Genomic DNA, 12,441 nt, shown 5'->3' with positions numbered 1-12,441 from the left:
TAACTGATTTGCATGACACGGCGATGACGATTTACGCCGCCAGCGCCGCCGCGGTTCGTTCAAAAGTAACCAATGTGTAGATGCCGAACGGCGCCACCTTGCGGCGTTCGACGAGGATCGATTCAGCGTTCGCTTGCGACCACGCCTGCAGCCGCGCGAACGGGAATTCCGGGCGCAGACCGAGGGAGCGGGTCTTCACAGCGGCCCAGCGCTCGACGGCGGCTGCCAGACCAGTCTCCGAATACAGATGATTGACGAGAATGATGCGCCCACCCGGCTTTACCACGCGGTGGCATTCGGACAGCACCTGCTCGGGATTCTCGACGAGGGTGATCACGAACTGCGCGACAACGCAGTCAAACGTGGCGTCGGCGAAGGTCATCGCATGGGCGTCCATCTCCCTGATGTCCTTGACCCATGGATAGCGCCCCGTTGCCATCTTGGCGCGCGCCTTGGCAAGCATGGGCGCGCTTAAATCGATACCGGTAATCTCGGTCGTCACATCGTAGTCATCGAATGACAGGCCCGTGCCGACACCAACTTCGAGCACCTTGCCGCCCACAGCGCGCGCGGCCTCGGCAGCGGCGCGACGGCCCTTCAGCATCACCGGACCGCACACCGCATCATAGATCGGAGCCCAGCGCGCATAGGCTGTTTCAACAATGGATTTTTCCAGATCCAGCGTCGTCATCGGAGGTTCCGTCCAGCGTGTCCGAAAGAATCGGACAACCCATTTGCTGGTCGGCTGATATCAAGCCGGGATGACAGATCGACGACAGAGTGTCGCATGAGAGATACCGCTGGATAAGCCAGGAGCCCCAAAGGGACTACCGTATTGATATGTACCCACAGAGCGGCTGCAGCGCGTAGATCGCGAATCCGGTGCTTACGCGCGGAATTTGCAAGACGAAGCCCTTCCTGAACGCGTTCGCCACGCCTGGCCGCTTTTTCGCGGCGCCTTAAGCGAAAATAACGCTGCTCTGACGCATGACTGACGTCGGCGACGACGTCGACAGGCTTCAATGGGCGTCACGCAGCGATGTGTCGGCGACATTCCGGTCGCAAAAATCGGAGCACCACCATGCGCGCCTACGCACAGTTTGTATCAGGCGACGATCATCTGCGTCTCGGCGCGATCTTCAGCCTGCCTGCCTCGTGGCGGCAGCGAGCCCGTTTCAGGGCAGAGTTGCGCGCGGATATCAAAGACAGGCCCGATTTTCTCCGCGATATCGGCATCAGCCTGTACGAAGCGCATGCCGAAGCGTCACGGTTTTTCTGGGAGCCTTGGCTACTGAAACGCTGCTAATCCGAAATCATAATCCGATTGCTGCGGCGGACCTGCTCGACCAAGAGCGCGAGTATCGATGTCTCCGAGAGCCACCCGAAGATCAAGAATCTTCGGGTGGAGCATTTCCATGACACGACATTAGTCCTTTTCAACGGCGGTTAATCGGACGATCGCGCAAACAGATATTGTATTTCACTGGGAAACGCGCTGGATCATAGATACGATCTATGACTTCTTGGGGGACGGCGCATTGAACAAGCTCACTCTGAACGATCCGCTTTTTGCTACCTACGTCATCGCTGCGAGCTTCATGATCCTCAAGGCTGTGGCGATGTCGTGGCTGACTGTCGTCCGCATGGTCGACGTCAAAGGCGGCTACCGTTCACCCGAGGATATCAAGAAGACGCCGATGAACCCCGCGCCCTCCGCGGCGCAACTCTTGCCCAACGAGCGCGTCGAGCGGATTCGCCGGATCCAGATGAACGATCTTGAGAGTCTGCCCTACTTCCTCGTTGCGGGTTTGCTCTACATTCTCACGCAACCATCCCTGTTGCTCGCGCAATGGCTGCTATACGGCTACGTCGCCTCACGTCTGCTTCACTTCATCGCCTATCTCACCGGGCAGATTCATGAGATCCGCGCGACCTTTTGGACTGTGGGCTCGCTCATCTTGATCTTCATGACCGTCCGGACGTTGATATCTGCAGTCAGCGCGTGAGGCTCAATCCGTAACGCCGGCTTCGTGCTGAACCGATAGGTAACGTTCGAGAGCAGCGTCCTGCTTGAAAAAGCGCATAACCCTAAGCTCTGCGATAGTCGTCTTTTGCACGGCATCGCGCTGACGCGTCACGTCACGAGCCTCTTCCAGTCGCCCAGCGTCTACAAGATTGGCTACCAGCATGCGATGGCCCGTACCGTTGGCCGGATTCTGCTGGATCGAGTTGCGCGCCCACAAGATACCATCCTCGGGGCGCCTGAGCGCAAAACATGATGCAGCCAGGCCCGTCATCCAAAAATGGAGCATATTGTCGTAGGGGCTGAGGGCGATCGACCGGTGAAGGCATGTGACAGCATGCTCATAGTCACCACCCATGCTGTCGATCATTCCAAGGATACCCCAGGCGAAAGCGGAGCTTGGATTGAGGCGCACAGCTTCCTTGCAGTGGATGCGCCCCTGATCGTTGTTGCCGACCGGACCAAACAATGTGAAGCCATAGACCGCATGGGCAAAAGCATTTGTGCCATCTTCCTCGACGGCGCGGCGCGCCAAGGCGAGGGCTTCGACCAACGTTTCCGGCAAAGCCGCCGCCCCCAGAGGCGACGCCATGACAAGTGCCCAGGCAAGGGACGCCAGCGTGGCTGGGCGCAGCTGATCGAGGGTGAGAGACTGTCGCAACAATACGATCGCCCTCGTGATCCCGTCACGGGTTCCGCTCCATAGATAGGGAAGCGCTCGCAGGTAGATGTCATAAGCTGAAAGATCAGAAAGCGGCTTACGCCGTGCGCGTTCGACCTCGGCGCTCCGCACGGCCGGATCAATCACCGCAGCGACGCTCGCGCTGATGTCATCCTGCAGATCGAAAACATCGACGATGGCGCGATCGTAGCGATCCGACCACACTTGGGCCTCATCGCGGGCATGGGTCAGTTCGGCCGATACACGAATGCGGTTGCCCGCTTTGCGGATGTTGCCGCTCAACACGTATTGAACACCGAGTTGCAGCGCGATTTGCCGGCTGGTCAGCCTTCTATCCTTGAAGGCGAAACTCGATCCGCGTGCGATGACCACGAATTCGCGAAAGCGCGACAAAGCGGTGATGATGTCCTCGGTGACACCGTCAGCGAAGTATTCCTGCTCGGGGTCGTCGCTCATGTTCCGAAACGGCAGAACCACGATGGATGGTTGATCCGCGACCATCATCAGAGCGGGCGCGAGTGGAGCCGATATCTCGACCTCGCTGACAGCCACCGATTCGATCAGTGTCTGGGCTCTGCGTAGTTCAGCGACGAGCGCCCTGGTTGCCTCGTCCGGCTCCGTGTTGAGTTCTCGCTTCAAAAGCGTAACGACCTCTTGATAGTACTTGAGCGCTTCAGCTTTGCGACCAGTTGCAGACAGAGCCTGCATGATCAGCCGGTGCGCATCCTCACGCATGTTGTTAAGTGCACTCGCGCGATGCCCCGCCTTCAATGCGTGATCGGCGCGACCGGCAGCCAGCTCTTTTTCGCCGAGCCCGACCATCGCAGTCAGAGCCAGCTCCTGAAATCGCTGGCGTTCGCCAGCCAGCCAATCGCTCCAGCCTTCTTCGGTAACACCGATGTCGTCGACGAAGCGCCCCCGATAGAGATCCGCTGCCTCACCCAGCGCATCACGGCCGCCCTCCCGCACCAGGACCTCGAACCGGCTGACATCGCACAGGATCACCGTCGTATTCAGCGATACGAACTCGCCATCGCTCTTGAGAGCATCCCGACCCAGAATTTGACGTAGCTTGAACAGTGACTGACGGAGGTTCTGCTTGGCTTGCGCGTCGAAATAAGACCCCCAGAACAGGGTCGACAGTTTTTTGCGCGGCTGAGGCTCCGGTGCCGTGCAAGCCAGATAAGCAAGCAATCCCGAGAGCTTCTTGTTTGGCAAGCCGACGGCGCCGTTCGGCCCGGTGAGCACGAAGCGTCCCAAAAGTGAAAGATTAAATTTTGGGCACAAGGCCAATTACTTCCAAATTTTGAACAGACGCACCCTCTGAATATACATTCTACGCGGATTGGCAACTTTGCGAGCAATATTAACGCAGCGATGACGGTTGACTAACGCCGGATGAGACGGCGGCGGGTTCAAATCGAAATGCGACGAGATGCGAATGGCATTCGGCGCAGAGCAACTTCACCCGGAAGCCGTCATGCGCACGCGTCACATCATTGCGGTCGTCGCTACCCTGACCGTCATCCTCGCCGGAGTTGATGTGGCGCTGACTTCCCTGGCTGCTCCGAAAGCCAGGGCGGCCTCGCACGCCACGCCTCCCGTCTCACCCCTCCTTTTCGGAGGCGACTGATCTCAGTTCGATTTCGAAGTAGCCATCAAGCAGGAGGTCGCATTGACCAATACCGCGCAACTACGAGCGCGATCGTATGCCTTTCTCTCAACCGAAGACGAACGACGAGTCGTCGCGAGATGGAGAATTGGAGTGATCGCGTTCTATGGCTCGATTTTGTTGATTGCATTGGCTGCAACGAGCCAAAGGCCCCAAGCCGATCAGCCTGACCTCGCTTCCGATGATTTCGTCACATACTACATGTCGAGCTCGCCGCTACCGTAGGCGAACAAAGCCGATGCCGCAGTAGCATCGCTGCCAATGCCAGCAAGCGCGGCGAAGTTTCAATGCAAATTTCAAGGGTGTCAGGCGGGCCGAGCGGTCAGCAAGCTCACCTGCATCATCCCGTGAAGTATCAGGAAAAGAGTGATGAAGACCGACTTTCCGGCGCCATCTCCAGCACCTGTGGGGGCTTCGATGATCGTCAGCGCACTTCATGAATCCCGTCGCCGGCAGGCAATCAACATCATTCATCGCTACCGGCATCTTATCTCCGACCGCGTCGAAACCAATCTTGGCAAGCCCATTCCATCGCCAGACGCGAAAATGCGTGTTCGTCAGATGCAGAACAGTGAAAGGAAAAGAAACGTGAGGCGACTGAGCGAAACACACCTGATCATCCTGATCCTTATCGGCTTCGGCATCGTGCACGTAATTGGCGGCGTGCTGTTGGCACGGGCGGCGCCCGAGCACAGTCGCCCTGTGAATATAGCAGCCTGGGGCGACTGATCGCGGCAGGCGAAGACGGCATCAATCGTCAATGGACGGCAACAATCGTGAGGCTGACATGACTGCAATCGTGAGCGCGATGTCCCGCGCGCTTCGTTCGATCACCGGAGCCGATGTGCTCAAGCATTTTATGTTTTTCTGCGGAGCTGGAATTCTGGTGCTCGCGCTCTCGCTCACTTACGGCCTGGATTTAAGCCCGGGCCTTTTCTGATCCTCGCCACGATTGCGCAACTGAAGCATCCAATTCCCCGCAGGCCATATCCGCATGAGGTCACTACGTGAACGCTCTGATCGCTACCTTTATCGCATGGATCATCGCCCAAACCGGCTTCGCCCCTCCGGCTCACCCGCCAATCCATTTCGCGACGTCAGCAGAAATGGCTGTGCTAAGTGGTGCGCCGGAAAATAGCGGGCTCGAATTTCAAGCCCTCTACAGCCGCGAACAAGGCGCGATCTACCTGCCCCACGAATGGCAACCGGTCAATTTGCGGCAGAAGAGCGCGCTGCTGCACGAGCTCGTGCATCACGTGCAACGAGCCAACAACGTCGAAGCTCCGTGTGTGGCGGCCCACGAACGCCAAGCCTATGACCTTCAGATGAAATGGCTACGCGAACAGGGTGTCGAGGATCCCTACAGCCTCGTCGGCACGAATGAGCTCACTATCTACATGGTGAGCGTTTGCCGCGACGGTTCGTAGGCGGCACGCATCCCGCCAGCGTACCAACCTGCTATATACGTTCGCACCGATCGATCGCCGGCGACAGAAGCGCTTTGCAAGAATTCAGCGCATGACAGACGAACGTAGCTTGGCTGCCAGCCGCGTGACGATGCAATCGATCTAATGGATATCGGCGACAGGATTTATAGTTTGCTGTGATGGGCTGGTTCGGCCTTGTCACGGTGCCGCTTGGCGCACTTGCTTTGCTGAACTGAATCTCGACCACTATCAGACTGCTCGTGCGCAATTGGAAGGCGCAGCGGCCAGTGTGAAGTACGCCTTCAGCATAGCCAGGCTACACACAGGGGCGATGCGCACAAGCATACCACCACTAAGACGCCGCGCAAAATAACACTACTTTTGGTTTCATCGAAGATTAATCTCCCGCTGCCAAAGTCAGCGTGATCGATGTCCGCGAAACCAGACGGGCATGTCATCGTCAGCCAACACCTGGAGATGCTCGTGACGTTTCTCGCCCGCTTCAACGTACTCACCAAAATCCTCGCAATCGTGGGCCTGATGGCATCGATCTCCATCGGCCTGAGCTGGCTCGGCATCAGTGCGATGGCCAGACTCGATGAAGGCGCGACCAACATGAGCAAATCGTCGAAGCGCGCCTTGACGGGAGCGCGCGCGAACCAGGAAGTCATTGGGCTCAATCGCGCCGAATTCCGTCTTGCGTTGGATCCCCGGCCGCAGAACGTCGCGCAAACCAAACAGGATATCGAAGCGCAGTTGAAGTCGCTGGAGGCCAGCATCGCCAACATCCAGGAAACCCGCGACGAGCAGACGCGCGCCATGTTGCCAGCGGTGAACGAAGCACTGGCAGCGTACAAGAACAACCTCGAGACCACTATCAAGCTCGCCAGCGCCGCCACCGACGTGCACCTCGACGAGCAGACCAATCGGCTGCGTGACGCCGCCGTGAAGGGCCGCGAGGCTGCGGAAAAAGTGCGGACCGCGATGCGCGCCGTCTCGAACCGCCTGCTCGATCGCGTGGACCTCTACACACAAGCCGCATCGGAGGAATATATCGCGACCTCGCGGCTGCTACTGATAGCAACGGTGATCGGCGTGCTGTTCGGACTGGCATCGGGATTCCTGATCGGCCGGTTCGGGATCGTCAAACCGATGATCGAACTGGTGAGAGATTCCGTACGCCTGTCGGGCGGCGATACCACCGCGGCGTTCGACACCGCGCGACGCGCCGACGAGATCGGCACGGTCGCTGGCGCCGTCGCCAAGTTCCGCGACAATGTCATTGCACAGCAGGAAGCCGCCAAAGGCATTGCGATCGAAGTGGCTGAACGCGAGGCGCGTAATCGTCACATCGAGCGCACCGTTGAGAGCTTCCGCGTCACCGCCAACGGATTGCTGGCGACGGTGGACGAGAATGCCGGCACGCTCAAACACACCGCGCAGTCTCTGACAGGGATTGCCAGCGACGCCGCGCAGCAGGCTATTTCTGCAGCAGGCGCGTCGGAGGAAACGGCAACCAACGTCCAGACCGTAGCGTCGGCGGCAGAGGAGTTGACGAGTTCGATCATGGAGATCGACCGTCAGATCGAGCGCGCCACATTGACCGTTACGACGGCGGGCGCCACGACCAGCCGCTCCGAATCAGAGATCGAGGGCCTCGCCGAGGCCGCGCAACGGATCGGATCCGTGGTCGACCTGATCCAGGCCATCGCCGCACAGACCAACCTGCTGGCGCTCAACGCCACTATCGAAGCAGCCCGCGCCGGCGAGTCCGGCCGCGGCTTCGCCGTCGTGGCATCCGAGGTCAAATCACTGGCCAGCCAGACCGCGAAGGCAACGGGCGAGATCGCGCAGCAGATCGCCGGTATTCAGGCCACCACCACAACGGCCGTGGCCTCGGTCAAGGAGATTGCACTGGCCATGCGCGAGATCGACGAAGTCACCACCGCGATCGCCAGCGCGATGGAGCAGCAGGGCGCAGCGACGCGGGAGATTTCCCAGAACGTGCAGATGGCCGCATCCGGCACCCAGATGCTGGCGTCGAACATCTCAGCGGTCAACGCGGCGATCAGCGAAACCAACCGCTCGGCCGATGGCGTGTTCAGCGCCTCCGGCAACGTCTCCTCGGCCGCCGGCGATCTCGCCGAACAGGTGAAGCAGTTCTTTGTCACCCTGCGCGAAACGCCGACCGATCAGGCCAAGGCGGCCTGAGGCCTGGCGCGAGCGACGTGACGAGATCAGTAAGAGGCGTGGAAGTGATGCACCGGGCCGTGGCCGTGGCCAACCGTAAAACGATCCGCCGCAGCGATCGCAGCCGTGACATAGGCTTTCGCCGCACGCACCGCGGCTTCCATGTCCTGCCCCTTGGCGAGGCCAGCCGCGATCGCTGATGACAGCGTGCAGCCGGTACCGTGCGTATTCTTCGTGGACACGCGCTCTGCCGGCAACGCAATGGCGCGGTCTGCGGTGATAAAATAGTCGGTGCTCTCGGGGCCGGTCCCGTGGCCGCCCTTGATCAGCACAGCCTTGCAGCCAAGCGCGAGCAGACGCTTGCCCTGCGCCTCGATCGCAGCATCGCCCTCCGCCATCGGTTCGTCGAGCAGTGCGGCGGCCTCTGGCAGGTTCGGCGTGATAATCTGCGCCAGCGGGATCAGCGTGCTGCGCAGCGCCGCGATGGCATCCGGCGCCAGCAGGCGATCGCCTGAGGTTGCAACCATCACCGGATCGAGCACCACATGTTTCGGCTGCCATGTGGCGAGGCCGGCGGCGATCGCCTCGATCACGTCACGCTGCGCGACCATGCCGATCTTCACCGCGCCGACCGCGAGATCGACGAACACGGCGTTGATCTGCTCACTGACGAACTCAGCAGGCACCTGATGGATGCCGGTGACGCCCTTGGTGTTCTGCGCGGTCAGCGCGGAGATCACCGAGGCGCCGTAGACGCCGAGCGCCGCAAAGGTCTTGAGGTCTGCCTGGATGCCGGCGCCGCCTGAGGAATCCGACCCGGCAATGGTCAGGGCAATGGGTGTGGGCATCGGAAAAACTCGCACGAGATCAAGGGATAAGCAGCCATACCAGTCCTACCCTGCCAGTCATGAACCAGCAACCCGGCGACATGCTGGCGGCTTGCGCCGCACCCTGTTTTGGGCTTGATGATCTCTAAAATCGCCCGTTTCCGGAGAATCCCGATGGTCCCCTTCTTTGTCCAGTTCAAGTGCAAACTTGGCCAGTCCTACGCCGTCGCCAACGCGCTGGCCGAAGCCGAAATCGCCTCCGAGATCTATTCCACCGCTGGGCATTACGACCTGCTGGTGAAGTTCTACGTCGATAACGCCACCGACATCGGCCATTTCGTGAACGAGAAGGTCCAGACCATCCCGGGCATCCAGGACACGCATACGATCATCACGTTCAAGGCGTTTTGAGCGAGAACCAGATCTCGGTGTCGTCCCCGCGAAGGCGGGGACCCATACACACCAGAGATTTGGTCAAAGCGACGTTGTTGCGGCCCTACTGTTTCTCTTGCTCTGACCGTGGTTATGGATCCCCGCCCCGCGTACGCCTTCGGCGTACTAGGCGGGGATGACATCTGATAAGGCCATGGCTTCTCCAGCGCTACACCGCCATCTTCCGGTGCAGAACCGGAACACCACTGAGCTCCTCCGCCGCGTCGACGATCGCATTCGCGTCAATGCCGTGATGGCGATAAAGATCGCCCATGGTACCGGTCTGGCCGAACTGTTCGACGCCCAGCGCTTCCATGCGATGACCGCACACGCTGCCGATCCAGCCCAAAGTCGCCGGATGGCCGTCGAGCACGGTGACGATGCCGCAATCGCGCGGCAGCGGCTGCAGCAGCTTCTCAATGTGGCTCAGATGCTGCGGGTTGCGCCTGTCGCGGCGGATTTTCCGCGCCGATGTCCACCCGGCATGGAGACGATCGGCTGACGTGATCGCCAGCAGGCCGATGTCGCGATGGCTGTCGCCGAGCAATCCCGTTGCCTCGATCGCTTCCGGCGCCAGCGTGCCGGTATAGGCGATCACCAGATCGCAATTGGCGCCGGGCTTGCGCAGCCAATAGGCGCCGTCGGTGATGCCCTGCTGCAGTTCCGGCGTCATCATGCGCTGCGGCTGCTCGATGGTACGCGTGGAGAGCCGCAGATAGACCGAGCCGCCCGTGCGTTGGCCACCCTCATCGGTGCCCGCGTCACGCTGCATGTGCTGGAAGCCCCAGCCCATGATCACGGCGAGCTCGTCAACGAAAGCCGGTTCGAACGATGCAAGACCGTCCTGCGCCATGCCAATCAGCGGCGTCGCGATCGACTGATGCGCGCCGCCTTCCGGCGCCAGCGTGATGCCCGACGGCGTCGCAGCCACCATGAAACGGGCATCCTGATAACAAGCATAGTTGAGCTGATCGAGACCACGCTCGATGAAGGGATCGTACAGCGTCGCGACCGGCAGCAGGCGGACGCCGTTGATGCTGCTCGACAGGCCCAGCGCCGACATCAGGATGAACAGGTTCGCCTCGGCGATGCCGAGTTCGAGATGTTGGCCCTTCGGCGAGAAGTCCCAGTTGAATGTGGATGGAATCTTCTCGCTGCGGAAGTGATCGGCCTTCTCGGCGCGTGCGAACAGCCCGCGGCGATTGACCCAGGCACCGAGATTGGTGGACACGGTGACATCGGGCGACGCGGTGACGATACGCGACGCCAGCTCGGTATCGCCGCGTGCCAGCTCGTGCAGCACGAGGCCGAAACCCTGCTGCGTCGACATTTCCGGCGACGGCTTGAACGACAGATGCGCGGGAACGTCAATGGCAGGCGCTGACAAGCGCCGTGTGCCCTGCTGCACGAAAGGCACATCCTTCAGGAAGGCATCCAGCTTCGCCGCATCGTGCGTCAGGCCTTCATATCTGTCCCATTCATGGCCCGGCCGGATGTTCTGTGCCGCGCGCCAGGTCTCCATCTGCGTCGGCGTCATCAGGCCGGCATGGTTGTCCTTGTGACCCTGGAACGGCAGGCCGACGCCCTTGATGGTGTAGGCGATGAAGCAGACCGGACGATCGTGATCGATCGCCTCGAAGGCTTCGATCATGCTGGCCATGTCGTGGCCGCCGAGATTGGACATCAGCGCCAGCAATTCCTCGTCGCTGCGCGCCTCGATCAGGCGCGACACCGGGCCCTGGTCACCGATCTCGTCATTGAGCCGCTTGCGGAACGCCGCGCCACCCTGGAAGCACAAAGCCGAATAAATCTGGTTCGGACAGTTGTCGATCCAGGTCTTCAGTGCGGCGCCGCCGGGCTCGGCGAAAGCCGTCTGCATCAGCCGGCCGTACTTCACGATCACCACATCCCAGCCGAAGTTGCGGAACATGGATTCGAACTTCTCCCACAGCCCTTCGCGCACGACAGCGTCGAGGCTCTGGCGGTTGTAGTCGACGACCCACCAGGTGTTGCGCAGCCCGTGCTTCCAGCCTTCCAGCAGCGCCTCGAAAATGTTGCCCTCGTCCATCTCGGCATCACCGACCAGCGCGATCATGCGGCCCTCGCGACGGCCCTTCATCCAACCGTGCGCCGAGACGTAGTCCTGCACCAGTGACGAGAACAACGTCTGCGCGACGCCGAGGCCGACCGAGCCGGTGGAGAAATCGACATCGTCGATATCCTTGGTGCGCGACGGATAGCTCTGCGCGCCCTTGAAGCCGCGAAAGTTCTCGAGCTTCTCGCGCGTCTGGTTGCCGAACAGATACTGGATGGCGTGGAACACCGGGCTCGCATGCGGCTTCACCGCAACGCGATCTTCCGGCTTCAGCACCGAGAAATACAGTGCCGACATGATGGTTGCGAGCGAGGCGCTTGAGGCCTGATGACCGCCGACCTTGAGGCCGTCGGTATTGGGCCGGATGTGGTTGGCGTTGTGGATGGTCCATGACGAGAGCCAGAGCACCTTGCGCGCCAATGCGGTCAGGGTCTGCAGGCGATTGTGATCGATCGGCATGATGGACTCCCGCGTCGGCCAGCTGAGCTGGTTCGTAATGAGGTCGCCATTCTAGCAGGCGCCCTCGCGGGATTTTCTCAATTCATCGCGACAACCGCGGCCATATTGGGATAGACGAATTGTTCCGGCTCCCATTTCATGGAATTTTCCCAATGTCAGCCCTCGACGCAATCGACCGCAAGATTCTCGCCGCGCTGCAGATAGACAGCCGCATCACCATGCAGGAGCTTGCCGAAAAGGTCGGGCTCTCGATCTCGCCGTGCCATCGCAGGGTGAAATTGCTGGAAGAGCGCGGCGTCATCACCCGCTATATGGCGCTGGTCGATCAGAAATCGATCGGGCTGCCGGTCAGCGTCTTCATTTCCATCAAGCTTGTCAGGCAGAAGGAGGAAGACCTCAACCGCTTCGCCAAGGCGATCTCGAAATGGGAGGAAGTGCTGGAATGCTACCTGATGACCGGGAACCGCGACTATCTCTTGCGCGTCGTCGCGGCGGATCTGTCGTCCTACGAAGCATTCCTGAAGAACAAGCTGACGCGGCTCGACGGCATCGCCTCGATCGAATCCAGCTTCGCCCTCAGCCAGGTGAAGTATTCGATCGCACTGCCGGTGTAAGACAGTATGAGGCGACGCCG

At 60.4% G+C, this 12,441-nt stretch carries 13 protein-coding genes; 9 read left to right on the top strand and 4 right to left on the bottom strand.

The window, feature by feature from the left end:
• Positions 1–31: 31 nt before the first annotated feature.
• Positions 32–691, bottom strand: a complete 660-nt coding sequence (locus AB8A33_RS06965) for a class I SAM-dependent methyltransferase (RefSeq protein ID WP_439092097.1) — start codon at positions 689–691, stop codon at positions 32–34.
• 390 nt (positions 692–1,081) lie between these two features.
• Between AB8A33_RS06965 and AB8A33_RS06960 the strand changes: the two genes are divergently transcribed.
• Positions 1,082–1,306 (top strand): DUF1127 domain-containing protein, encoded by a 225-nt coding sequence (locus AB8A33_RS06960; protein WP_439092096.1) that lies wholly within the window; start codon positions 1,082–1,084, stop codon positions 1,304–1,306.
• 232 nt (positions 1,307–1,538) lie between these two features.
• A complete protein-coding gene (locus AB8A33_RS06955; RefSeq protein WP_439092095.1) occupies positions 1,539–2,006 on the top strand; it encodes an MAPEG family protein in 468 nt (155 codons plus the stop codon).
• 3 nt (positions 2,007–2,009) lie between these two features.
• On the opposite strand, the gene AB8A33_RS06950 is transcribed toward AB8A33_RS06955, so the two are convergent.
• Positions 2,010–3,992, bottom strand: coding sequence for a BTAD domain-containing putative transcriptional regulator (locus AB8A33_RS06950; protein WP_439092094.1), 1,983 nt, complete (start codon positions 3,990–3,992; stop codon positions 2,010–2,012).
• A gap of 154 nt (positions 3,993–4,146) precedes the next feature.
• Here AB8A33_RS06950 and AB8A33_RS06945 point away from each other — a divergent pair, with 154 nt between their 5' ends.
• The 5 genes from AB8A33_RS06945 to AB8A33_RS06925 all read left to right on the top strand — a co-directional run bounded on the left by AB8A33_RS06945 (position 4,147) and on the right by AB8A33_RS06925 (position 8,015).
• Complete coding sequence (locus AB8A33_RS06945) at positions 4,147–4,338, top strand: hypothetical protein (protein WP_120291429.1); 192 nt, start codon at positions 4,147–4,149, stop codon at positions 4,336–4,338.
• Positions 4,339–4,746: 408 nt separating this feature from the next.
• A complete protein-coding gene (locus AB8A33_RS06940; protein WP_439092093.1) occupies positions 4,747–5,106 on the top strand; it encodes a hypothetical protein in 360 nt (119 codons plus the stop codon).
• A gap of 58 nt (positions 5,107–5,164) precedes the next feature.
• Positions 5,165–5,317, top strand: a complete 153-nt coding sequence (locus AB8A33_RS06935; protein ID WP_439092092.1) for a hypothetical protein — start codon at positions 5,165–5,167, stop codon at positions 5,315–5,317.
• 67 nt (positions 5,318–5,384) lie between these two features.
• Complete coding sequence (locus tag AB8A33_RS06930; RefSeq protein WP_439092091.1) at positions 5,385–5,804, top strand: DUF6647 family protein; 420 nt, start codon at positions 5,385–5,387, stop codon at positions 5,802–5,804.
• Between the two features lie 483 nt (positions 5,805–6,287).
• Positions 6,288–8,015: a methyl-accepting chemotaxis protein gene (locus AB8A33_RS06925; protein ID WP_439092090.1), complete on the top strand. Its 1,728-nt coding sequence runs from the start codon at positions 6,288–6,290 to the stop codon at positions 8,013–8,015.
• 26 nt (positions 8,016–8,041) lie between these two features.
• On the opposite strand, the gene thiD is transcribed toward AB8A33_RS06925, so the two are convergent.
• On the bottom strand, positions 8,042–8,842 hold the full coding sequence (gene thiD / locus AB8A33_RS06920) for a bifunctional hydroxymethylpyrimidine kinase/phosphomethylpyrimidine kinase (protein WP_439092089.1): 801 nt from the start codon (positions 8,840–8,842) through the stop codon (positions 8,042–8,044).
• A gap of 153 nt (positions 8,843–8,995) precedes the next feature.
• Here thiD and AB8A33_RS06915 point away from each other — a divergent pair, with 153 nt between their 5' ends.
• Positions 8,996–9,232: an Lrp/AsnC ligand binding domain-containing protein gene (locus AB8A33_RS06915; RefSeq protein ID WP_068735543.1), complete on the top strand. Its 237-nt coding sequence runs from the start codon at positions 8,996–8,998 to the stop codon at positions 9,230–9,232.
• A gap of 190 nt (positions 9,233–9,422) precedes the next feature.
• Here AB8A33_RS06915 and AB8A33_RS06910 read toward each other — a convergent pair whose 3' ends face one another.
• Positions 9,423–11,807, bottom strand: a complete 2,385-nt coding sequence (locus AB8A33_RS06910) for a transketolase (RefSeq protein ID WP_439092088.1) — start codon at positions 11,805–11,807, stop codon at positions 9,423–9,425.
• Between the two features lie 152 nt (positions 11,808–11,959).
• Here AB8A33_RS06910 and AB8A33_RS06905 point away from each other — a divergent pair, with 152 nt between their 5' ends.
• Complete coding sequence (locus tag AB8A33_RS06905; protein WP_175366591.1) at positions 11,960–12,421, top strand: Lrp/AsnC family transcriptional regulator; 462 nt, start codon at positions 11,960–11,962, stop codon at positions 12,419–12,421.
• The last annotated feature ends 20 nt before the right edge of the window (positions 12,422–12,441 follow it).

Origin of the sequence: Tardiphaga sp. 813_E8_N1_3, assembly GCF_051811025.1 — a bacterium.
GTDB lineage: Bacteria > Pseudomonadota > Alphaproteobacteria > Rhizobiales > Xanthobacteraceae > Tardiphaga.
This window is presented reverse-complemented; position numbering and strand designations above follow the sequence as displayed.